The sequence below is a fragment of the Synechococcus sp. MIT S9452 genome (assembly GCF_047304245.1).
GTDB lineage: Bacteria > Cyanobacteriota > Cyanobacteriia > PCC-6307 > Cyanobiaceae > RCC307.
Window position 1 is genome coordinate 129121 of sequence record NZ_CP138956.1, and the last position, 18486, is coordinate 147606.

The 18486-nt window shown below is 60.1% G+C and carries 29 protein-coding genes and 2 tRNA genes; 17 read left to right on the forward strand and 14 right to left on the reverse strand.

The genetic code is table 11. The annotated features are described in order from the left end of the window. Window positions 1–41: 41 nt before the first annotated feature. Both SIB46_RS00480 and SIB46_RS00485 read right to left on the reverse strand, forming a co-directional pair. Window positions 42–359 carry an MgPME-cyclase complex family protein gene (locus SIB46_RS00480; protein ID WP_413297802.1) on the reverse strand — a complete coding sequence of 106 codons (318 nt, stop codon included), beginning with the start codon at window positions 357–359 and terminating at the stop codon, window positions 42–44. A 16-nt stretch (window positions 360–375) separates the two neighbouring features. Further along, complete coding sequence (locus SIB46_RS00485) at window positions 376–1134, reverse strand: pyridoxine 5'-phosphate synthase (protein WP_413296603.1); 759 nt, start codon at window positions 1132–1134, stop codon at window positions 376–378. A gap of 79 nt (window positions 1135–1213) precedes the next feature. On the opposite strand from SIB46_RS00485, the gene SIB46_RS00490 reads away from it, so the two are divergent. Genes SIB46_RS00490 through SIB46_RS00510 form a run of 5 tightly spaced genes read left to right on the forward strand, consistent with a single transcriptional unit; the run spans window position 1214 to window position 3337 of the window. Further along, window positions 1214–1915 carry a lysophospholipid acyltransferase family protein gene (locus SIB46_RS00490; RefSeq protein ID WP_413296604.1) on the forward strand — a complete coding sequence of 234 codons (702 nt, stop codon included), beginning with the start codon at window positions 1214–1216 and terminating at the stop codon, window positions 1913–1915. Between the two features lie 31 nt (window positions 1916–1946). Further along, a complete protein-coding gene (locus SIB46_RS00495; RefSeq protein WP_413296605.1) occupies window positions 1947–2468 on the forward strand; it encodes a hypothetical protein in 522 nt (173 codons plus the stop codon). 15 nt (window positions 2469–2483) lie between these two features. Beyond that, window positions 2484–2717, forward strand: coding sequence for a BolA family protein (locus SIB46_RS00500; RefSeq protein WP_011935967.1), 234 nt, complete (start codon window positions 2484–2486; stop codon window positions 2715–2717). A gap of 24 nt (window positions 2718–2741) precedes the next feature. Beyond that, window positions 2742–3065, forward strand: a complete 324-nt coding sequence (grxD, locus tag SIB46_RS00505; protein WP_011935966.1) for a Grx4 family monothiol glutaredoxin — start codon at window positions 2742–2744, stop codon at window positions 3063–3065. Between the two features lie 2 nt (window positions 3066–3067). Then, window positions 3068–3337 (forward strand): cupin domain-containing protein, encoded by a 270-nt coding sequence (locus tag SIB46_RS00510; protein ID WP_413296606.1) that lies wholly within the window; start codon window positions 3068–3070, stop codon window positions 3335–3337. Window positions 3338–3340: 3 nt separating this feature from the next. Here the strand turns inward: SIB46_RS00510 and SIB46_RS00515 are convergent, their stop codons facing one another. Continuing rightward, window positions 3341–3607 carry a DUF6761 family protein gene (locus tag SIB46_RS00515; RefSeq protein ID WP_413296607.1) on the reverse strand — a complete coding sequence of 89 codons (267 nt, stop codon included), beginning with the start codon at window positions 3605–3607 and terminating at the stop codon, window positions 3341–3343. A 35-nt stretch (window positions 3608–3642) separates the two neighbouring features. On the opposite strand from SIB46_RS00515, the gene SIB46_RS00520 reads away from it, so the two are divergent. After that, window positions 3643–4449, forward strand: a complete 807-nt coding sequence (locus SIB46_RS00520; RefSeq protein ID WP_413296608.1) for a response regulator transcription factor — start codon at window positions 3643–3645, stop codon at window positions 4447–4449. Here the strand turns inward: SIB46_RS00520 and SIB46_RS00525 are convergent. Then, window positions 4387–4932, reverse strand: a complete 546-nt coding sequence (locus tag SIB46_RS00525; protein ID WP_413296609.1) for a hypothetical protein — start codon at window positions 4930–4932, stop codon at window positions 4387–4389. The genes SIB46_RS00520 and SIB46_RS00525 overlap by 63 nt on opposite strands. A 79-nt stretch (window positions 4933–5011) precedes the next feature. On the opposite strand from SIB46_RS00525, the gene SIB46_RS00530 reads away from it, so the two are divergent. Next, window positions 5012–6406, forward strand: a complete 1395-nt coding sequence (locus SIB46_RS00530; RefSeq protein ID WP_413296610.1) for a glutamate decarboxylase — start codon at window positions 5012–5014, stop codon at window positions 6404–6406. Next, the gene (locus tag SIB46_RS00535; protein ID WP_413296611.1) at window positions 6406–7080 is read left to right on the forward strand and encodes a MarC family protein; all 675 of its coding nucleotides are present in this window, start codon (window positions 6406–6408) and stop codon (window positions 7078–7080) included. The genes SIB46_RS00530 and SIB46_RS00535 overlap by 1 nt, the downstream gene beginning before the upstream one ends. Here the strand turns inward: SIB46_RS00535 and crtH are convergent. The 4 genes from crtH to SIB46_RS00555 form a co-directional block, all read right to left on the reverse strand. Next, the gene (crtH, locus tag SIB46_RS00540) at window positions 7069–8616 is read right to left on the reverse strand and encodes a carotenoid isomerase (RefSeq protein ID WP_413296612.1); all 1548 of its coding nucleotides are present in this window, start codon (window positions 8614–8616) and stop codon (window positions 7069–7071) included. The genes SIB46_RS00535 and crtH overlap by 12 nt on opposite strands. Then, the gene (trmFO, locus tag SIB46_RS00545) at window positions 8613–9983 is read right to left on the reverse strand and encodes an FADH(2)-oxidizing methylenetetrahydrofolate--tRNA-(uracil(54)-C(5))-methyltransferase TrmFO (RefSeq protein ID WP_413296613.1); all 1371 of its coding nucleotides are present in this window, start codon (window positions 9981–9983) and stop codon (window positions 8613–8615) included. The genes crtH and trmFO overlap by 4 nt, the downstream gene beginning before the upstream one ends. 4 nt (window positions 9984–9987) lie before the next feature. Further along, on the reverse strand, window positions 9988–10110 hold the full coding sequence (locus SIB46_RS00550) for a photosystem II protein Y (RefSeq protein ID WP_413297803.1): 123 nt from the start codon (window positions 10108–10110) through the stop codon (window positions 9988–9990). A gap of 194 nt (window positions 10111–10304) precedes the next feature. After that, window positions 10305–10805: a gamma carbonic anhydrase family protein gene (locus SIB46_RS00555; protein WP_413296614.1), complete on the reverse strand. Its 501-nt coding sequence runs from the start codon at window positions 10803–10805 to the stop codon at window positions 10305–10307. Window positions 10806–10854: 49 nt separating this feature from the next. Here SIB46_RS00555 and SIB46_RS00560 point away from each other — a divergent pair. From SIB46_RS00560 to SIB46_RS00570, 3 genes are all read left to right on the forward strand, one after another. Continuing rightward, window positions 10855–10926: transfer RNA gene (locus SIB46_RS00560), tRNA-Lys, on the forward strand. A 1096-nt stretch (window positions 10927–12022) separates the two neighbouring features. Then, on the forward strand, window positions 12023–13147 hold the full coding sequence (locus SIB46_RS00565; protein ID WP_413296615.1) for an NAD(P)-binding protein: 1125 nt from the start codon (window positions 12023–12025) through the stop codon (window positions 13145–13147). 294 nt (window positions 13148–13441) lie between these two features. Further along, window positions 13442–13515: transfer RNA gene (locus tag SIB46_RS00570), tRNA-Pro, on the forward strand. Between the two features lie 73 nt (window positions 13516–13588). On the opposite strand, the gene SIB46_RS00575 is transcribed toward SIB46_RS00570, so the two are convergent. Both SIB46_RS00575 and SIB46_RS00580 read right to left on the reverse strand, forming a co-directional pair. After that, window positions 13589–13738, reverse strand: a complete 150-nt coding sequence (locus SIB46_RS00575; RefSeq protein WP_413296616.1) for a hypothetical protein — start codon at window positions 13736–13738, stop codon at window positions 13589–13591. 369 nt (window positions 13739–14107) lie between these two features. Continuing rightward, on the reverse strand, window positions 14108–14752 hold the full coding sequence (locus tag SIB46_RS00580) for a L,D-transpeptidase (RefSeq protein ID WP_413296617.1): 645 nt from the start codon (window positions 14750–14752) through the stop codon (window positions 14108–14110). A 127-nt stretch (window positions 14753–14879) separates the two neighbouring features. Here SIB46_RS00580 and SIB46_RS00585 point away from each other — a divergent pair, with 127 nt between their 5' ends. The 6 genes from SIB46_RS00585 (at window position 14880) to SIB46_RS00610 (ending at window position 16847) form a co-directional block, all read left to right on the forward strand. After that, on the forward strand, window positions 14880–15116 hold the full coding sequence (locus tag SIB46_RS00585) for a galactose oxidase (RefSeq protein WP_413296618.1): 237 nt from the start codon (window positions 14880–14882) through the stop codon (window positions 15114–15116). 31 nt (window positions 15117–15147) lie between these two features. Next, window positions 15148–15294: a hypothetical protein gene (locus tag SIB46_RS00590; protein WP_413296619.1), complete on the forward strand. Its 147-nt coding sequence runs from the start codon at window positions 15148–15150 to the stop codon at window positions 15292–15294. Between the two features lie 30 nt (window positions 15295–15324). After that, on the forward strand, window positions 15325–15555 hold the full coding sequence (locus SIB46_RS00595; protein WP_186550899.1) for a hypothetical protein: 231 nt from the start codon (window positions 15325–15327) through the stop codon (window positions 15553–15555). A 79-nt stretch (window positions 15556–15634) separates the two neighbouring features. Continuing rightward, window positions 15635–15826, forward strand: a complete 192-nt coding sequence (locus SIB46_RS00600; RefSeq protein ID WP_413296620.1) for a hypothetical protein — start codon at window positions 15635–15637, stop codon at window positions 15824–15826. Window positions 15827–16151: 325 nt separating this feature from the next. Continuing rightward, window positions 16152–16436: a hypothetical protein gene (locus SIB46_RS00605; RefSeq protein WP_043737026.1), complete on the forward strand. Its 285-nt coding sequence runs from the start codon at window positions 16152–16154 to the stop codon at window positions 16434–16436. Between the two features lie 111 nt (window positions 16437–16547). After that, window positions 16548–16847 carry a hypothetical protein gene (locus tag SIB46_RS00610; protein ID WP_413296621.1) on the forward strand — a complete coding sequence of 100 codons (300 nt, stop codon included), beginning with the start codon at window positions 16548–16550 and terminating at the stop codon, window positions 16845–16847. 7 nt (window positions 16848–16854) lie between these two features. On the opposite strand, the gene SIB46_RS00615 is transcribed toward SIB46_RS00610, so the two are convergent. The 4 genes from SIB46_RS00615 to SIB46_RS00630 all read right to left on the reverse strand — a co-directional run bounded on the left by SIB46_RS00615 (window position 16855) and on the right by SIB46_RS00630 (window position 18213). Beyond that, entirely contained in the window at window positions 16855–17013 is a 159-nt protein-coding gene (locus tag SIB46_RS00615) for a hypothetical protein (RefSeq protein ID WP_413296622.1), read from the reverse strand. An 87-nt stretch (window positions 17014–17100) separates the two neighbouring features. Further along, the gene (locus tag SIB46_RS00620) at window positions 17101–17787 is read right to left on the reverse strand and encodes a 2OG-Fe(II) oxygenase family protein (RefSeq protein ID WP_413296623.1); all 687 of its coding nucleotides are present in this window, start codon (window positions 17785–17787) and stop codon (window positions 17101–17103) included. A 2-nt stretch (window positions 17788–17789) separates the two neighbouring features. After that, entirely contained in the window at window positions 17790–18011 is a 222-nt protein-coding gene (locus tag SIB46_RS00625; protein ID WP_413296624.1) for a chlorophyll a/b-binding protein, read from the reverse strand. Then, window positions 18004–18213 (reverse strand): hypothetical protein, encoded by a 210-nt coding sequence (locus SIB46_RS00630; RefSeq protein WP_413296625.1) that lies wholly within the window; start codon window positions 18211–18213, stop codon window positions 18004–18006. Before SIB46_RS00630 ends, SIB46_RS00625 begins: the two co-directional genes overlap by 8 nt. Between the last annotated feature and the right edge of the window lie 273 nt (window positions 18214–18486).

An 18486-nucleotide genomic window follows, 5' to 3' on the forward strand; every position in this document is an offset into this window, starting at 1 on the left:
CAATGGCCCTGACTTGGAATTTCAGGCTCTCTCCGAGGCCTTCAAGCCCCAGCTAGAGGATCTGGAATCGAGTTGCTCGGAGCCTCAAACGACCCCTTGAGCACGTACTCAAGGCGCAGTTTCATGAAGTCAATAAACACGGCGTCGGTGGAGATCACCGCTGCCGCTGGTTGAGGGATGGAGCTGGCTTGCTCTTTGAATTCAGGGGCATTCAAAAAGGCAGGCTGTCGCACCAGCCAGAAGTCGATGTCTTTGCCTTTTTCGCTGTAATCACGCACGCGCTCACGCAGCACTTCCTCCAGGGGTTCCTCCTGCGTCAGGAACGCTTCGCTAGCGGCCACGAAGTAATAGGTGGACATCGGCTTCTCGAGCAGCTCAGGATTCTGCAGCAAGCCCGGCTCCAAAGAGGGGCTCCTGGCGCGGTGAGCTCACCAATTCCTTCAGTTGCCTGACGGCTTCTTGCAGGCCAACGGCCATGGCGCGGGCCATCACGGTGTGGCCGATGTTGATCTCCTCCATGCCGGGGATGGCTGCGATCGGTTCGACGTTTTGGTATGTGAGGCCGTGTCCTGCGTTGACGCGCAAGCCCAGTTGCCGGGCCTCGGTGGTGCCCTCGATTAAGCGTGCGAGCTCAAGGGGCTGCTGGCTCCAGCTCGCCTCGGCATAGCTGCCGGTGTGCAGTTCAACCCAGCGCGCCCCACTGCGTTGGCTGGCTTGCAGTTGTGCACGCTCGGGATCCACAAACAGGCTGACGGGGATCCCGGCTCCTTGGAGTTGACCGATTTGTCCTTGCAGCGCGGCTTCTTGGCTCACCACATCAAGGCCGCCTTCGGTGGTGACCTCCTGCCGTTTTTCCGGCACCAGGGTCACCATGTCGGGCTTGATCGCTAGGGCGATGGTCACCATTTCAGCGGTGGCGGCCATCTCCAAATTCAGCCGCGTCCGCACGGTTTGACGCAGCAGTTCCACATCGCGGTCTTGGATGTGGCGCCGGTCTTCACGCAGATGCACCGTGATGCCGTCGGCGCCGCCCAATTCAGCCAGCAACGCCAAATTCACAGGGTCTGGTTCCACGGTTCGGCGGGCCTGCCGTACCGTGGCGATGTGATCCAGGTTGATGCCGAGACTGGCCATCGCAACTGCTGTCCAGCATTCAATTTAAGGAAGGCCGTCGCTCGATAAGGTCGGGACTATGGCCAGCTCCAGCGATCCCATGGCAGCGAGTCGCCTGGCGCGGGCGCAGCGGGTTCATAGCGACGTTGTGCCGTGGCTCGCGCCCCTGGCGATCCTCACCACAGAAGACATCGCCTTACGGCTGTTCTTTCGTCGGGTTTCCATTCTTGGCGCGGACCAATTACCAACCGACGGCCCGGTGCTGCTGGCACCCACCCATCGCGCCCGTTGGGATGCCTTGATCTTGCCCAAAGCGGCCGGCCGGCGCGTCAGCGGCCGCGATTGCCGCTTCATGGTCACCACCACCGAGATGAGCGGATTACAGGGCTGGTTTCTACGCCGTCTGGGTTGCTTTGCCATCGATCAGAGCAAGCCAGGCACCGCCAGCCTTCGCTACGCCTTGGATTTGTTGGCCGATCAGCAGCAGGTGGTGCTGTTCCCCGAGGGGCGAATCAACCGTGATGGAGCCCCCATCACCGTGGCTCCGGGATTGCCCCGTTTGGCGTCGCTGGCTCAAACCAAAGGTCTGGGTTCTGTCCCTGTGATTCCAATTGGGATTGCCTACAGCCGGCGGCTGCCCCGTTGGGGTGATTGCGCCGCGCTCTGTTTTGGTCCCCAGCTGCGCTTGGAAGGCAGTGGCAAAGCGGCGGCGTTGGCCTTGGCCGAACGCATCGAACAGGGCATGCGTTCGGCTGAGGAAGCGGCCCGCAGCTGCATCGTCGCTGGTGAAAACGAGGCCTAGATTCCCGCCATTGCTCGGAGTTCTCAGGCCTATGCGCCGTCTTCTGCTTTCGGCCAGCCTGGCCCTCCTGTTCGCCCCGGTGCCCGCGTTGGCCCAGGCTCAAACAGGCGTGCAAGAGGTTGTTGCCAACTCCAGCGGCGACACCTTCAACATCAGTGCCGTCAACGAGCTATTGGCCCAAGGCGATGCTGAAGCCGCTAGTGGTGATCTGAGTGCTGCGATCGATTCTTACGACAAGGCCCGCAATGCGGCCCGTTCGTTGTTGTCTTTCTACCGGGATCTGAGCGGCGCCTTCCGCGGCCTCGATGCGCGAATCCCCAGGGCGATGGATGCCAAAGGCCGTGAAGCGATTCAGGCACTGGCTTCTGCCAACCTCCGTCTGGCCGCGGCCTATCGCCGTGAAAATCAGGCTGAGGTGGCTGTGCCTCTGCTGGTGGAAGTGATCAAGTTGATGACCCCTGCCAACGAAGATGGCCGCAAGGCGTATCAGCAGCTGCTGGAGATTGGCTTTGTCTCCATCCCCTACAACGCACCTGCTCCGCGGTCCAACTGATTTTCAGGGCATTCCATGGTTCAACCCGATGCTGTAGCGGCGGCCATCCGCCAAGCCCTGCCTGATGCGCAGGTTCAAGTCGAAGATCTCACCGGAGGCGGTGATCACCTGCAGGTCACCGTGGTGTCCGAGGGCTTTCGTGACCTCACGCGGGTGAAGCAGCATCAACTCGTCTATGGCGCCCTCAGCCAGGAGCTGGCCAGTGAGGCCATTCACGCCTTGGCCCTCTCCACCTCTTGCCCCTCGTAGGGTTTCCATCTAGCCAATCCCGTTATGGACGCTCAGCTCAAAAGCCGGATCGAAACCCTGGTCGCCTCGAGCCCTGTCTTCATCTTTATGAAGGGCAGCAAGCTCATGCCCCAGTGCGGGTTCTCCAACAACGTGGTGCAAATCTTCCACTCGCTGGGGGTTCCGTTTGAAACCTTCGACGTGCTCTCCGACATGGAGATTCGTCAGGGGATCAAAGAGTTTTCCAATTGGCCCACCATTCCCCAGGTGTACCTCAACGGTGAATTCCTGGGCGGCTCCGACATCATGATCGAGATGTACAACTCCGGTGAGCTGCGCGAAACCGTGACGGTGGCCCTGGCTAGCTGACTTTGATTGAGGTCACCCGCGCTTGCTCTGAGCAGCAGATTGATGCGCTTCAGGTGCGCCAATGGCCCATCTGGAGCTGTGAGGCCAGCACCTTCCCTTGGCAATACGACGAGCGTGAGCGCTGCTTGCTGCTCGCGGGTGATGTGACCGTGACGCCAGAGAACGGAGAACCCGTTCGCTTTGGTGCAGGGGATTTTGTGGAATTCAGTGCTGGTTTGCGCTGCACCTGGCAGGTGCACCAAGCCGTGCGTAAGCACTATTGCTTTGGCTGAGGATTAGCGGCGCTCGGTTTCAAACAGAGCGCGCGGATCCCCGTCAGGGCCAAAGAAGCTGGATGGATCCATCAGCCAGCGATCAATGAATTCCTCGAATCGCCGCTGGCTGAGGGAGTCCAGTTGTTGGCTGCGGCGCAGGGCATGGATGAATCCATCGGCATAGAGCCTCAGTTCCGATGGGCTGTGGTGCCGCAAGGTCAGTTCCTGACAGGCGTCGATCAGGCTCTGAAAGTGACGTATTGCGTCAGGGTCCTGTAACGCAGTCATGGGGGACAGCTGGGAAGGCATCGCCTGTTACCAGCATGCCGATAAAACCCGCTTACGGTAGACGGAACAGGTCTAAATGTGTGTCTGCCTCTGAGGCGTCCAACTCCAGTTGCATTCTCGTGGTGGAGCCTCATCCCACCCTGCGGATGGTGCTGGCGCAGCGTTTGCGTCAAGACGGGCACATGACAGCTGCCGTGGCATCAGCCGCTGAGGCCATGCAGTTGTGCCTCGATCAGCAACCCGATCTGCTGGTGAGTGCTGAATTGCTCGAGGAAACCACAGCACTCAAGTTGGGCGCTCAGCTGCGCTGCCCGGTGATGGTGTTGACGGCCCGCACAGGGGCTGAGGCGGTGGTGTCCCTGCTCGACTCCGGCGCTGAAGATGTGCTGCGCAAGCCGTTTGGTTTGGAGGAAATGGCGGCCCGTTGCCGCAAGTTGCTCACCCGCAGTGGCGGTTTGCAAGAGCAGGTCACCGTTGGCCCGCTGAACGTTCACCTGCTGCTGCGCCAAGTCACCCTGCGTGATCAACCCGTGGAGCTCAGTCCGCGGGAATTCGCTCTGCTCTGCGCGCTGTTGATGCCCCCTGGTCATGTGCGCAGCCGCCAAGAGCTGTTGACCATGGCTTGGCCCCCCTTTAGTGGTGGCCCCCGTTCTGTGGACACCCAAGTGCTCACCCTGCGCCGCAAGCTGGAGCAGGCCGGTCTTGGTGAAGGCGGCGGGATCGAAACGGTGCGCCAGCAGGGCTATCGCTTCAGTCTCGACAACCTGCCGGAACGCTCCTTAGACCTGGGTGATCCAGCGGAGGCCAGCCAACAGCTCAATGGCCAACATCAACCCGCTTGAGATCGCCAGTAGTTGGTAGGTCCAAGGTGGCGTTAGCCGTTGCACACTGCTGGTTTCCAGCCCACTGGCGCTGCTGAAGCGCACGAGGAAATCGTCAAAACGCTCCACGCGCTGGGGCAGTAGGTGGGCCTGGCTGCCGCCGCGGATGTAATACACGCGGCCGCCTTGGCTGGTGCCCACAGGCACCAAGGCTTTGACATCACCCCAGCTCAGCTGCCACCCCCGCTTGAGCACTGCGGCACACCAGGGAGCGGGGCCCACCCGCAAGCCTTCAGCGCTGAGCTCCACCCGTTCACTCACCAAAGCCAGCACCAACACCAAACCCAACGCCACCATCACCAGCAGCCAGAGCCGCATCGGTCCAGAGGCGAAGGCAGGCAGTGGCAACACCAGCGCCAGATACAGCAGCACCAAGGTGCCGCGGATCAGCGGAGCCATCGGGTAGACGTGCGGCCCGCCAGTGCTGCTGGGGTGTTCGGTCATGGCGACGACTTTAGGAATGATTCCTTTGCCCTGGAGCGGTGGCTACCACTGAGGGGGCTGATCTCGATGTGCACTCCCTGTGGAGACTTCTCGCCCTGGCCTTGACCTTGAAACCAACCTCGGCCATCGCCTGCATCAACGCAATCACACCGATGCCGTGTTGCCGCGCGATCAGCTGGCGAAGCACGGCTTGCACGCCGATCTGGCTTATCAGCTCATTCACGACCACTTGATGCTGGATGGCAACGCCATGCTCAATTTGGCGACCTTTGTCGGCACCTGGATGGAGCCAGAAGCGCTGCATCTGATGCGCGAGTGCGCCGACAAGAACATGATCGATAAGGACGAATATCCCCAAACCGCCGAGCTGGAAAATCGCTGTTTGCGCATGCTGGCCAGGCTCTGGAATGCGCCTGATCCCGAGGCTGCCGTTGGCACCTCCACCACCGGCTCCAGCGAAGCCTGCATGCTCGGCGGCATGGTGTTGCGCTGGCATTGGCGTCAACGCCGCGCTGCCCAGGGCCTCGATGATCGCCGCCCGAATTTGGTGATGGGCACAAACACCCAGATCTGCTGGGACAAGTTCTGCGCCTACTTCGACGTGGAAGCGCGCATGGTGCCGATTTCACGTGAACACCTGCAGATGACCGCCGAGGGTGCGGTGGCGGCCTGCGATGAGAACACCATTGGCGTGGTGGGTGTGCTCGGCAGCACCTTTGATGGCAGCTATGAGCCGATTGAAGCCATCCAGCAGGGCCTCGATCAGCTGCAAGAGCGCACGGGGCTCGACATTCCCATCCACGTTGATGGCGCCTCCGGTGCCTTTGTGGCGCCGTTTAATTCCCCTGAGCTGCGTTGGGACTTCCGCCTGCCCCGCGTGAAGTCGATCAACACCAGCGGCCATAAATATGGCGGTGTTCTCCCCGGTGTGGGCTGGGTGTTGTGGCGAGAGCAGGCCGATCTGCCCGAGGAGCTGCGCTTCAACGTCAACTACCTCGGCGGCCAGATGCCAACGATCGGCATGAACTTCTCCCGGCCGGGAGCCCAGGTGGTGGCGCAATACTTCAACTTCATCCATTTGGGCCATGCCGGCTATTGCCAGCGCATGGCCTGCCTGGAAACCACCGCCTCCTACCTCGCTGATTCGATTGCGGCGATGGCACCGATGAAATTGCTGAGCCATCCCCGCGGGCAGCTCCCGGTCTTTGCCGTCACCCTCGAGGACTCGGTGGAGACCTGGACGGTGTTTCAGCTCTCCGAACGCCTGCGGGCCCGTGGTTGGCAAGTTCCCGCCTACACCATGCCGGCGGCCTGTGAGGATCTCGCCGTGCTGCGCTTTGTGATCCGAGCTGGTTTCACGCGCGATATGGCCGATCTATTGCTGCGGGATCTTCAGAACGCGGTGGATTGGTTCCAGCAACTCAGCAGCCCGATGCCCGATCCCAATCCTGAGCATCGGCCCTTCCACCATTGATGGAGACCAGTTCGTTTCAGCACTACCTGATTGGTCTGCTGGCCATCGGCAACAACGTGTCGGCATTGGGCGCGTTTCTGCTCCATACCCAGGGCATGCCGCGCGCCAAGGTTAAGCGCCTGATCCTGATGAGCAGCTTGGCCTGCTTGATCACGCTGGTGCTGTTCATGGTGGTGGGCACGCGCATCCTCGATTTTTTTGGCATCTCCGTCAGCGCCTTTCAGATCGCAGGCGGTTTGCTGCTCGGCGGCGTGGGCCTGGAGATGATGAACTCACGCTCGCCATTGCCCACTCGTGCTGCGGCATCGGCTGCCAGCCCGCCGGAGCCTGATCTCAGTGATGCGCAGTTTTATTCCGCGGCGGTGGTGCCGATCGGTATCCCGCTCACCATTGGCGCTGGAACGCTCTCGGCGGTGGTGCTGTTTGCCGAAACGGCTTACCGCAGTGGCACCGCGCTGAACCTGCTGGCCGCGATTGTGATCTTGGTGCTGGTGAACACCGCCATCTTTCGCTTCAGCAGCCGGATCATGGCTTGGCTGGGGGAGGTGGGGGTGACGATCTTCATCAAGTTGATGGGCCTGTTCACCCTGGCCATTGGCGTGGAATTTCTCACCAAGGGGCTGGGGGCGATCTACCTCAACCTGCGCGATGGGGCCCTGGCGTCATTGGGGTAAAGCCCAGGGATTCAGGCCCAGATCGGCGCCGATGCGATGGGCGCAGGCAAAGCCGCTGAAGGCCACGGCGTTGAGCCCTTGCCCGGGGAAGCAGGAATCGCCAACGCAGTAGAGGCCATCGATGCCGGTGCGGTTGAACGGCATCGGCAGCAGGCCTGGCAGCCGCATCGCAGGAATCGGGCCATAGCTGCCTTGGTGGCGGCCCAGGAAACGGCGATGGCTGCGCGGGGTGCCCACTTCGCGGTGATGGATTCCCCCACTGAGGCCAGGCAAGAGCAAGGTCTCCAGGCGTTGGATCAAGCGGTCGGCATCCGCCTGTTTTTTGGCCTTGTAGGCCTCGGGCCCGAGGCTCTGCCAGTGCTCCATTGCTGAAGGCGTGAAGCAGTGCAGGATCTGCCGTCCGCTGGGGGCGAGCTCAGGATCCAGCAGGCTGGGCATCGAGACAAAGATCACCCCCTGCTCGTCTTCCATGGCTTGCCAGTTCTCCAGCAGCAGGTGGTGGCAGTGGAAACCGCTGGGCACCAAGGCGGCATCGATTCCCAGGTGCAGCGAGAGGAACGAGGGCGAGGCCTTATAGCGCTTGCGCCAACGGGCCTCTCGTGCGGGCGTGTGCTCGGCATCCACCAGCGGCGCTTTGGCTGAACCCTCCCCACTGAAGGTGTCCCAGCGGGTGGCATTGCTGACCACGCGGCGGGCGTGGATCGTCTCGCCATCGGCGAGTTCAACGCCCACGGCTTGGCTGCCGTCCATCAACACGCGCGTCACGCGGGCCTTGTAGCGGATCTGGCCGCCGTGGCGCTCGAGACCATTCACCAATTTGCAAGCAATCGTGCCAACGCCGCCTTTGGGGTAGTTGATGCCGCCGGCATGGCGATCGGAAAACACCATGCCTGCATTGATCATCGGGGTGAGATCCGCTGGCATCACCGACCAGCAGAAGCACTCCATGTCGATGAATTGGAGCAGCTGGGGATCGTTGATGTGCTGGCGGGCCACATCGCCCACATTGAACGGCAGCCAGCGGGCAAGGCCTAGGCAAGCCAGTGGAGCCCTGAAAAACACCTTGGCGAGGTAGGCCGGATCCTCGAGCGAGAGCAGCGGCATCGCATCGAGGCAGCGGAACACCTGCCAGCAGGTGTCATAGAAGGCGCGGATCCCTTGGGCTTCGTGGGGAAACAGGGCGCTAAGCCGCTCCACAAAGCTCTCGTAATCGCGATCAACGGCCACGTTCAGGCCGCCTGGCAGGTGGTATTCCAGCTGCACTGGGTCAGCGATGGTGTCGCAGTGCTCCCCCACATCGGCGAGGGCACGGGTCAGCAGGTTGGTGTGGCCTTTTTGGCCGAAGCCAAAAATCATCGAGGCGCCCACATCGAAGGTGTAGCCGGCTCGCTTGAAACTGCCGCCGCTGCCTCCAGGAATCAGATAGCGCTCCAGCACCAGCACCTTGGCCCCTTTGGCTGCCAGCTGGCTGGCGGTGACCAGGCCGCCAATCCCGGCGCCGATCACGATGACGTCCCAATCGGGGCTGCTGCTCACAGGGCCGCTGCAGTGGCTTCGGCGACCTTAGGGGCTGAGCTGAAGGGGGCGAGGTCGGCCAGGGCCCGATCTCGGTAGGCCCCGTAGCGGCGGCGCTTGTCGCGGATGCGTTCAGGCAGCTCCGGCAGCAGGCCGAAGTTGGGGGGCATCGGTTGAAATTTGCCGCTGGGGGCCTCGCTGATGAAGTGGGTCAAGGCTCCCGCCATGGTGGTGGCCGGCAGGTCGATGGGGGCATCACCGCGGGCGAGCCGGGCTGCGTTGGTGCCCGCGAGCCAGCCGCCGGCCACAGCGGCGGCGTAGCCCTCGGTGCCTGTGATCTGACCTGCCGCCAGCAGGCTGGGCCGCTGGCGGAATTGCAGGGTTGGCTCAAGCAGCTGCGGGGCTTCCAAGAAGGTGTTGCGGTGCATCACCCCAAAGCGCACGAAGCTGGCGTTCTCCAGTCCGGGGATGAGCTGCAACACGCGCTTTTGCTCACCCCATTTGAGGTTGGTCTGGAAGCCCACCAGGTTCCACAGCCGCCCGTCTTTGTCCTCCTGACGCAGTTGCACCACGGCATAGGCGCGCTTGGCCCGGCGCACATCGCGGTCGGTGACATCTCCCCAGCGCTGGTCCCAAAGCCCGATCGGTTTGAGCGGGCCGTAGCGCATGGTGTCTTCCCCGCGGCGGGCCAGCTCCTCGATAGGCAGGCAGCCCTCAAAAAACGTGGCGCTGTCTTTTTCGAAGTCTTTGAGCTCGGCTTGTTCTGCCGACAGCAGTGCCTCGCGGAAGGCGAGGTACTGCTCTTGATTCATCGGGCAGTTGATGTAGTCCGCATCGCCTTTGTCGTAGCGGCTGGCGCGGAACGCCACCTCCAGATCGATGCTCTCTCCTTCCACGATGGGGCTAGCGGCATCAAAGAAATGGCAGTCCTCGCGGCCGGTGAAGGCGCGCAGGTCTTCTGCCAACGGTTCGCTGGTCAGCGGGCCGGTGGCCAGCACCGTGAATTGCCCAGCTTCAGGCAGGCGCTGCTGCTCGCGCCGCTCGATCGTCACCAGGGGATGGGCGTCGAGCGCTGCGGTGAGTGCTGCGCTGTAGCGGCCGCGATCAACGGCCAGGGCGCCGCCTGCTGGCACGGCGTGGTGGTCTGCAGTACTGATGACCAATGACCCCAGGCGACGCAGCTCCTCCTGCAGCAGGCCGGCGGCCCGATCACTGCTGAGAGCGCCAAAACTGTTGCTGCAAACCAGCTCACCAAATTCGCTGCTGTGGTGCGCTGGGGAGCGGCGCAGCGGCCGCATTTCCACCAAGGTGACCGGGAGACCTGCTTGAGCCACCTGCCAGGCGGCTTCGGTGCCGGCGAGGCCGGCTCCGATCACCAGAACGTTCAAACGATCAGCCCTGTGCTCTCTTCAGCATGAGCTGCAGCTGGCCAATGGCGGCACGACCGATGTTGAATCCTGCCCAGCCCACGGCTGCAAGTACCGGGGCGACCACGACGAACAGACGAGCATCGATACCGAGGAACTGGCCTGTGGTGATCACGCTGTAGGCGGAAAAGCCGACGACGCCGAGCACCAGGAAGCCGCCCAACAAAATGCGCAGAAGGCCCATGATCGAGTGGTTTATGACCCGGTGATTATTACGGAACGTACCGAGCCTGCCGCGAACTTGGCCCAAAGCTGTCCCAATTCGCAGCAAAAAGTGGATGTTCAGCCCGCCTTTGCATGCTGCTCAGCCAGCTGGCGGTAGCGCTGAGCGTGGCTGCGTTGCCCGGCCACCGCGTCAGAACTGAGTTCTCGCTTGACTGCTGCTGGTGCGCCCATCACCAGGGCGCCGGCAGGAACATCTTTGGTGACCACCGCTCCCGCTGCGACCAGAGCGCCAGCTCCCACGGTGACCCCATTGAGCACAATCGCTCCAATCCCAATCAGGCAGCCGTCATTGAGGGTGGCGCCATGAATCACGGCCCGATGGCCAATGGTCACGTCGCGGCCAATTAGCACCGGATCCCCTGGATCTCCGTGCAGCACGGCGCCGTCTTGAACATTGCTTCCTTCGCCGACGCGGATGCTGGCGAGGTCCCCACGGGCCACGGCGGTTGGCCAGAGGCTGGCGCCTGCCTCCAGCTGAACATCACCAATCACCACAGCGCTCGGTGCCACCCAGGCGGCATTGCTGAGGTTGGGTTGCGGCCAGGCGGCAGTGCTCATGGTCTGGGGACGTGCGCGTGATAATTTTTCGTTTCGCCCCTCGGGGCATGGGTCGCTAGCTCAGCGGTAGAGCATCCGGCTTTTAACCGGCTGGTCCTGAGTTCGAATCTCAGGCGACCCATTTTGTTGAGGCCTTCGCCAGGTCTCCCTCTCTGCCTAGTCAGTCTGATCACCCTCTAAGGCCGAAAGGGCATCAGGCTTGCTTTGTGTCACGTCTAATAAAGACCGGGGTGATCCACTCCGGCTGAATAGTGCTTTGACCGCTAAAACATTTTTTGAGCGGTATCAGTCCAAAGTGGCATCAATGGCTAGTCACCTAGGTATTAGCGGCAAATAGGTTATTGAGTTCTAAATAGCAGATAGGTTGCCAACAGGGGCTGGCAAATATTGAAAAATGATCGGCTATGTCATGGAGATTCTATTGGTAAAAGATGTGTGGTGAAGCTGCTCTTCTATATCAAGGCTGAATGTGCTGAGTTGCTCTTTTGAAGGGTCTTCATTGAGTTTGGGCTTTTGCTTTGCTGATCATCGCGAAATGCATTTGCCCTATGTATACCCTGCTTGTGCCGAGTGCAGCTTTTGCAGCGGTGATTGCTATGGCCTGCAAGAGGTTTTTTGACTACTTTGAAATTGCTCTTCAGACTAGGAGAGCCTGACTTCAAATCCAGTCAGTTAATTGCTGCTGCAGGGTGAACTTTAAGTTGCTAGTAGTCGGTCGTAGTGCCCGCTAACTTAAGGCGTGTAATTGATATTGTTTGATCGTCGCGGCCTCAATTAATGGGTCTTGCTTCACATCCAATAGCGTTCGGCAACGATGCGTCCAGCAAGGCCGCCAACCAATGCAATCAGCAGAACGGCGATAAAAAAGATGTAGTAAGCCATCGGGCTTGCAGGTTATGAGGCTGACCTTAGGCGCTCCTCTGGTGGCTGATGTCAAACAACATGAATTGTTATTTTTCGTTTGATGGCGCGGCTGACTTTTAAGCCTTCTTTCTTGTGCGTTGTTGCAGGCCAGTCAGCTTGCCTTCTTGAAACTGCGTTTGTGCTTCTCTTCTTTGGATTGTTTTTTGAGGTTCACGGTTTCATTAGGCACTGAGCTAATTTCTGGACTCTTCTATCCCGTTTGGTGATACACAATCCCTGGGACGCGGGTGTCATTGGCTTTAAAAGCCTGTCGGGTCTTAGTTCATTGTCTGACTTGCTGACGCGGCTCTCTGGTGATTGAGGTTGATCTCGCCATTGTTGGCGCTGGCCTTGCCGGTTGTGCTTTGACGCACTGCTTGGGGCGTAACGGCTTTGATGGCAGCACTTTGCTGATTGAAGCGGGCCGTGGCCCTGGTGGTCGTGCATCCAGCCGCAGACATCGTGGCGATTTGATTTGGCGGCTCGACCATGGAGCTCCAGCACTGAATTTCTCCGCCCCTCCGCAAGGGGGCATCGCTGAGCTGTTGCAACCCCTGCTTGATCAAGGGGTGTTGGTGGAGGAGCAGCGTCCGCTCGTCTGGCTTGATGGGGCGGCTCAGCGGATCGATGGGCCGCCCCAGGGGCTCAGTTATGCGGGCTCGCCCACCATGGCCAGCGTCTGTGAAGCCCTGCTCGCCCAAGCCCCCGGTCGGCACCAGAGCGTGTTTGGTTGTCGCCTGCGTTGGCTCGAGCGCAGCTCAGGGCGCTGGTTGCTGGCCAACGCCGAGCGCACGGAGGTGTTTGCAGCCAAACGTCTCGCGTTGACAGGAACGCTGTTGGCCCATCCCCGTTCGCTGGCGATGCTGGCTTGGGGGGAACCGCCGCTGCGCACAGCCATTCCGATCGGAGCCGATCCGCAGTTGGATGCCGCTTTGCAGGCCATCGCTGGGATTGAAGCCAGCGTTCGCTGGAATTGGATGCTGGCGTTGCCAGCTATCGAGATCAAGGATTGTCCGCGTCAGATCTGGTTGATCCCACAAGCGCAACAGCGTTGGGGCATCGAGCGGCTGGTGCTGCAACTGCAAAGTGATGGCCGCCTTGGGCTGGTGGTGCATGGCCTCGATGACGGCCAAAGCATTACGCCGGAGAGTCAGCCCGCTTTGCTGCGCCACCACGAGCAGCGTTTGCATGCAGCCTTGCCAGAGGTGTTGCAGCCATGGCCTCAGTTGCAACATGCCCTTGAGCAGGCCGAGTCCTATGGAGTGATGCGCTGGGGTGCTGCGGTTCCAACTGCTGGTGGATTGCCGGCGGAGTTGCAGTGGTGTTCCAAGAGTTCGGTGGGATTGGCTGGTGACTGGATCCTGGGCCCGGGATATGGCTGCGGGGAGGGCGCATTGCGCAGCGCTATGGCATTAGCCGAGCAGCTCAAGTTGGCCTGATTTTGAGTATTTCCTCTGGCCAATAATTAATTCAATCTGAGCCTGGGTCCGACTGGTCTTATTTGGCTACCTTGAAATTAAATTCGACCTGCTACCCATGGCTTGGTTGCATTTGATCTGGGCTCCTTTCGTACTCACTTATCTGATGCAGCCCGCCCGTTTGCCTGGCGGCGCTCACGGCTATCGCAGCGTGGTTCAGCGCCATGTCAGGGAGCAAATGGCTTGGCAGCAACCCATTTGGCTGCTTTGAAGCTTTGCTGCGTGGAGGCTCTCGGCTAGGGTGTGGTCTCCCAACGGGGCGTAGCTCAGCTTGGTAGAGCGCCGTCTTTGGGAGGCGGATGCCGTAGGTTCGAATCCTATCGCCCCGATGGATCAAAAGGAGCTGCAATTGCAGCTCCTTTTTTAATGCTTTGCTGCTCAACTTTTGGTGCGTGATTAAGCCTATTGGTCGGCATCTTTGGCTTCCACGTCAATCACGCTTTGGCTGGCTGGTGTCTCGTCCTGCTGCGATGCCTGCAGCTGACGGCTGATCAGCTTCCATAGCGTCACGGCTAGGTAAACCAGGAGGCTCAAGTAAAGGAGGCGAATCATGGTTCTTTGCCTAGATGTGGCCGGCCCTGAGCCAGAACCATCCCTGTAGGGCGGCCAGGATCGCAATCAGGCTCCAGAAGACTTTGGGGTTCATGCGGCTGAGGTGTGGGGGTTTACGACGTCGCCTTGTTGCGTCGCCATGGTCGCTTGAGCCAGCCCCAGCGTTGCGACTTCGACAGTGGTCGCTCAGCTTTTTTAATCATCGACGTGGCTTGACTCCGCTTGTAAAGACAGCTGGGGCAGATCGTGTCTGGTCCCACAAAAGCTGCTGAGCGAGCTGGGATCTGCACGCGGATACCGCAGCTCGAGCAAATCACGTTCTTCATTCCCCAGCTCTAGCCCAGCGGCTTTGGACAGGGGGGAGGCTTTCTACTCGTTGCAGGGGCCGTCGCTGCTGATAACGACCTCATCGCCGAGCTTCACGCTTTCGAGCAGCGTGCTCATCGTGGCGTCGTCGACATTGATGCAGCCGCCGGTGACCTTTTGCCCCACCCGGCTTTTGTTGTTGGTGCCGTGGATCGCAAAGCTGTACCAGCGGAACTTGCCGTCGTACTCGTTGAACTTGAACGGCTGCTCGGTGTCGGTCAGGGGCTCCAGGCTGATGTAGCCCTTGCCGTATTCGCCGGTTTCACCATCGCCTTTGAAGTCGATGGCGCTCATGTTCTTGAACAGGTTCTCTTTGAGGTAAGCCTTGGATTTGCCTGATTGCTCGATCAAGGCCGGGTCCATCTCAAAGCGGTCGGGGGTCAAGATCGCGTTGACCTTGAAAGTGCCCAAGGGGGTTTCACCTTCCCTGAAGCTCGTGTCGGCGCAAGCGATGCCGTAGCGGCCATAGCCCACCTGAAAGCTCACAGGCGTTGGCTTGGTTTGCAAGGTGCCCTCGCTCTTGGCGGGATCAGCTGCATCGAGCTCGATGCTGATGGTGGGTTGGTCTTGGCCGCTGGTTTGGATGGCGCTACAGGCGCTCAATCCCAGCAAGGCCGCCAACCCAAGGGGCAACAACTCAACGCGCATGGCCGCGCCCACGTCACTGATTTCATGATGGCGGGATTGTTTGTTGGCGACATAAAAAAAGTGCAAGCAGGGTGCTTGCCGCACCTCGTCGTTGCGGCTAGTACGGGTGTACTAAAGCGCATTGGCGATGGCGGGCGAGTCTTGGAGCTATTTGGAGCCAACAGAGCTCAGGCGCTCCCGTTGCAGTCGCGTGTGCATCACCTGTCAGCACTTTCGCTTCAGCGCTGATGGCGACGGTCACACGGTGCTGGCGTGCGGTTGGAAGCAACGGCTGATCGTCAGTGGTGATCACCTCACCAGGCGTTGTGATCAGTGGTTGGTGCGCCGGGAGCTGGAGCAGGGGTGGTGCCCGGAGGTGGCTTGAGCTCTATAACCAGGCCAGAGCCCATCGGCTGATGCCACTGCTGGATTTTGTGAGTGGAGTTGTGGATTGGCTGGTGGGGCTTCCGGCCCTGCTGGCCGGGCTCTATGCGCTGGTGGCTGTTCTCAAGCCTGTTCTGTTGATCGTGTTTGGCCTGGCGCTGTTTCTGCTGATCGAGTGAGCCAGCATGAGCGCAGAGATTGCCTCTGCCATGTCTTCGGCTCGCGATTTGATCAATGCGCACCTGTATCCGGTGCTGGCCACGTTTTCAGTGATCTATTTCGCGATTCAAGTGGCTCCGATGGCGCAGCAAGCCCGTCGCTTTAACCGCTGCGTTGATGGCATCGAGGCCCATCTCAAGGCCAGCAACATTCCCCTGGAATACAGGCTTGGCAACGTGGCGATCCCCGAGCGCATTTGCAACGGCGGCTTTGACCATTAAGCCGATGCTGTGATTTGCCTTACCGGCTACCGATCGTTGGCTCGTGCAGAGTCAGGATCAAGTCCTTCGCTGCTGGCCGATGCCCCCATTGTTCAGCTGCTGCGGCTGCGGGCTATCGATTGAGCGATCCATGGCCACCTACCGGCGCCTGCGCGGCGAAGTGCTGTGTTCCACCTGTCAGGACAAGCAGGAATCAGGGCAGGGTGAAGCCGGAGTTCATGTGCTCAACATCGATCATCACCCAGCCCAGCCAAAACAGCAGTGCCAGTAAGCCTGCAGCGGCAAAAATTTTGGCAGCTGTCCGCAGTGCCACTTCGGTGAAACCCGTTTCTTTCATTGACCGTGGCGGCTTGCGAATGCCACCGATTGTGGAGGAGATCTGCGCCTAAAAGAAAGCCGTTCCTCCACCTCGCGAGGAACGGCAAGTCGCTCGACGCCTGCCAGGGGCAGGCTGATTGGGTCATGGCACAGCCGCTATCTCAAAGTCAATTCGCATAAGGCACTCCCCATAAAGGCCGCCCCATGCAGGAGTTCCGTATCCAGAGGTACGGCACTCCTCTCTGCCAAGGCAGCCGAACCATGGCAGGCTTGAGCAAATGCCGTACCTCCCCCCCTCTCAACCTCAGGCGCGTTGGCTGGTGGTTTTGGCCCAGCTCAGTGGCGCGGTCCTGCTGGCGATGGTGCTGATTTCAGCGCTGCCGTTTTTGCTGTTGTTTGCGGGCATTGGAGCGATCGTTTTGTTTTTCGCCTTGCGTCAATTGCGCCGTGAAGTGGAGCAATCTCCACTACGTGAATCCTTTGATTTGGATCCCACCCGGCCCATCGACATCACCCCTTGGCACCAGCGTTGGATCAAGCAGTGGAATCAGCGGCAGCGCTGATTTCGATCCGCTTTGGCCGCACGGCTGGTTTGTTGCCATTAATGGGTGAGACGACAACTCATCGTGCGTTGCTGGCTTTCCCTTGTTGCGGTCTCAGCGCTGCTCACACCCATGGCGGCTGTTGCTGCTGCCAGTGAGCCTGAGCCGCCCACAACACGGCAACTCTCCTGCCGCTTCAACGGCGGTGGTTGGCGCAACACCCGCGTGGTGGATTACGGCTTTGCGATTGAAGTCGATCAGCCCAGTGGTGAAACAGCCACCTATCACTTCGCTGTTGACACCTCCCCTCCGCGCGGAGGCAAGGCGGTCGACAACTTCGGCGAGAGTTGGCTGATTGCCAAGGTGCCTGCCCCTTACAGCTTGGATTTCTCCCAGGGCACAGGCCCTCAATCCATTCAGTGCAAGAGCTGAGCAGGGCTTACTTGCGGCCTAGCAGGTCTTCCCAGTTCAGCTCAGCGGCTTTGCCGGCAGCTGTGGTTTGAGGCTGGCTGTGACCTAAGGAGGTGAGCGTTTTCTCTTTCTTTTTCTTGGGCCGACTGAAGGTGCCGTCCAGCCCAAGCCAAAACGACTTGGTCATGGTGATGTGATGGGGACTTCAATTTTTAGTGACTAAGAACCAAAAAAGGGTGTTTTAAAACACCAATTGATTGACTTTGTTTGGATTTCAAAATCCTTGCCGGCGCGGGCGATTGCTGGATAGCGAGAGATTGCGTGCTGTCGTGTTGGCTGCCGGCTGAGGAATAGCCATCACATTGAAGGCCAAAGACCACCGCGCCCCATCGCCTCGAAATGGCATCACGGAATGCGGTTGCCATGCCGGAAAGATGTAAAAGCGTCCCGGTTTAGGCAGCACATAGTGGGCCATTCCCGTGCGGAAGCTTTGAATGTGCCACTCCTCCGGGCCATGGAAACAGAGTTGGCCATCGAAGCTCTCGCCGCTGATCTGCGGCGGTACCTGCAGAAAAATCACCCCTGAAAAGCTGCCGCCGTGGGTGTGTGTGGGGTTGTAATCACCGGCTTGCTGGCTGTTGAGCCAAACATCCACCATCCGCAGCTGATAACGGCCCGGAGTCCATGGCCCGCGCCCTTGGGGGGGCTGTTTGTCGATCACATGGCGGATCCAGCGTTCACAACCAGGCAGCAAAACGCTGTTGCATAGCTCGGCGATGGCCGGCTCCTGCAAGGAGAGCTCCCGTTGCTGGGTGAGCTGCCCTGCCAACTTGGTAGAGGCATCGGGGCTGCGCTCCGGTTGTTGCAGCACGGCCTCGGCATGGCGCTGCAACGGGCTCAACAGGGCCGGCTCCAAATCCCCTTCCAGGATGTGCCGGGGGAACAGCTCGAGAACGTCCATGCTTAGCCCAGGTTCAGATACCACTGCAGAACGCCGAGCAGCTGGCCAGTGATTCCTTTGCCGCTGATCCACTCGCCCACCACAGCGGCGGCGAAGCCCACCATGGCCACGCGGCCATTGAGACGCTCTACAAGCACCAAGGCCTGCTTGTTCCAAGGCTTGGCAGTGGTGAGGCTTTCGCCGAAGGCCTCGACGGGCTCGTATTGAAACGACGGCTTAGTCATCGCTGTTGAGCCAACGGGGGGCCAATTTGATGGCCAGGGCAATGCAGGCCAGGGCGGTGCCGCCAAAGGTGATGGCTTGGCCGAGGGAATAGACGTTGTAGATGTCGTTTTGCAGCAGGGGCCAATCAATGACTGAGCCCACAAAGCCCCACACGATCACCCAAACGGAGACGTAACCAACTCCTCTCAGTGTTGACGACACAACGGCATGACTGGGCCCGAAAGCCTAACCCGATCAGACTGAATCTGAAGTTTCAGCTTTGATTGGAGCCTGCTCGATTGATGGTGAGTGGAAAGGATTGTTAAAGGCGAAAAGTCGTCGCAATCAACACGTCAACGGCGAAAAAAGCTCGCTTTGGTTGGTACAGGTGTTGACGTCCCGTGCGAATCCTCGCTCTGGAGATGCTGATTTTGGTTCGCTTGTTGGCCAATGAGGGCTATTTCCTCGACCAGCGGCGCATGCCCAATCCAAGGC

What these genes read in the sequence shown, in the direction of transcription:
- SIB46_RS00480 (WP_413297802.1), bottom strand. Translation starts at nt 359, where the DNA reads ATGTCCACCTATTACTTCGTGGCCGCTAGCGAAGCGTTCCTGACGCAG.
- SIB46_RS00485 (WP_413296603.1), bottom strand. Translation starts at nt 1,134, where the DNA reads ATGGCCAGTCTCGGCATCAACCTGGATCACATCGCCACGGTACGGCAG.
- SIB46_RS00490 (WP_413296604.1), top strand. Translation starts at nt 1,214, where the DNA reads ATGGCAGCGAGTCGCCTGGCGCGGGCGCAGCGGGTTCATAGCGACGTT.
- SIB46_RS00495 (WP_413296605.1), top strand. Translation starts at nt 1,947, where the DNA reads ATGCGCCGTCTTCTGCTTTCGGCCAGCCTGGCCCTCCTGTTCGCCCCG.
- SIB46_RS00500 (WP_011935967.1), top strand. Translation starts at nt 2,484, where the DNA reads ATGGTTCAACCCGATGCTGTAGCGGCGGCCATCCGCCAAGCCCTGCCT.
- grxD (WP_011935966.1), top strand. Translation starts at nt 2,742, where the DNA reads ATGGACGCTCAGCTCAAAAGCCGGATCGAAACCCTGGTCGCCTCGAGC.
- SIB46_RS00515 (WP_413296607.1), bottom strand. Translation starts at nt 3,607, where the DNA reads ATGACTGCGTTACAGGACCCTGACGCAATACGTCACTTTCAGAGCCTG.
- SIB46_RS00520 (WP_413296608.1), top strand. Translation starts at nt 3,643, where the DNA reads ATGCCGATAAAACCCGCTTACGGTAGACGGAACAGGTCTAAATGTGTG.
- SIB46_RS00525 (WP_413296609.1), bottom strand. Translation starts at nt 4,932, where the DNA reads ATGACCGAACACCCCAGCAGCACTGGCGGGCCGCACGTCTACCCGATG.
- SIB46_RS00535 (WP_413296611.1), top strand. Translation starts at nt 6,406, where the DNA reads ATGGAGACCAGTTCGTTTCAGCACTACCTGATTGGTCTGCTGGCCATC.
- SIB46_RS00555 (WP_413296614.1), bottom strand. Translation starts at nt 10,805, where the DNA reads ATGAGCACTGCCGCCTGGCCGCAACCCAACCTCAGCAATGCCGCCTGG.
- SIB46_RS00575 (WP_413296616.1), bottom strand. Translation starts at nt 13,738, where the DNA reads ATGATTCGCCTCCTTTACTTGAGCCTCCTGGTTTACCTAGCCGTGACG.
- SIB46_RS00580 (WP_413296617.1), bottom strand. Translation starts at nt 14,752, where the DNA reads ATGCGCGTTGAGTTGTTGCCCCTTGGGTTGGCGGCCTTGCTGGGATTG.
- SIB46_RS00585 (WP_413296618.1), top strand. Translation starts at nt 14,880, where the DNA reads ATGGCGGGCGAGTCTTGGAGCTATTTGGAGCCAACAGAGCTCAGGCGC.
- SIB46_RS00590 (WP_413296619.1), top strand. Translation starts at nt 15,148, where the DNA reads ATGCCACTGCTGGATTTTGTGAGTGGAGTTGTGGATTGGCTGGTGGGG.
- SIB46_RS00595 (WP_186550899.1), top strand. Translation starts at nt 15,325, where the DNA reads ATGTCTTCGGCTCGCGATTTGATCAATGCGCACCTGTATCCGGTGCTG.
- SIB46_RS00600 (WP_413296620.1), top strand. Translation starts at nt 15,635, where the DNA reads ATGCCCCCATTGTTCAGCTGCTGCGGCTGCGGGCTATCGATTGAGCGA.
- SIB46_RS00605 (WP_043737026.1), top strand. Translation starts at nt 16,152, where the DNA reads ATGCCGTACCTCCCCCCCTCTCAACCTCAGGCGCGTTGGCTGGTGGTT.
- SIB46_RS00610 (WP_413296621.1), top strand. Translation starts at nt 16,548, where the DNA reads ATGGCGGCTGTTGCTGCTGCCAGTGAGCCTGAGCCGCCCACAACACGG.
- SIB46_RS00615 (WP_413296622.1), bottom strand. Translation starts at nt 17,013, where the DNA reads ATGACCAAGTCGTTTTGGCTTGGGCTGGACGGCACCTTCAGTCGGCCC.
- SIB46_RS00620 (WP_413296623.1), bottom strand. Translation starts at nt 17,787, where the DNA reads ATGGACGTTCTCGAGCTGTTCCCCCGGCACATCCTGGAAGGGGATTTG.
- SIB46_RS00625 (WP_413296624.1), bottom strand. Translation starts at nt 18,011, where the DNA reads ATGACTAAGCCGTCGTTTCAATACGAGCCCGTCGAGGCCTTCGGCGAA.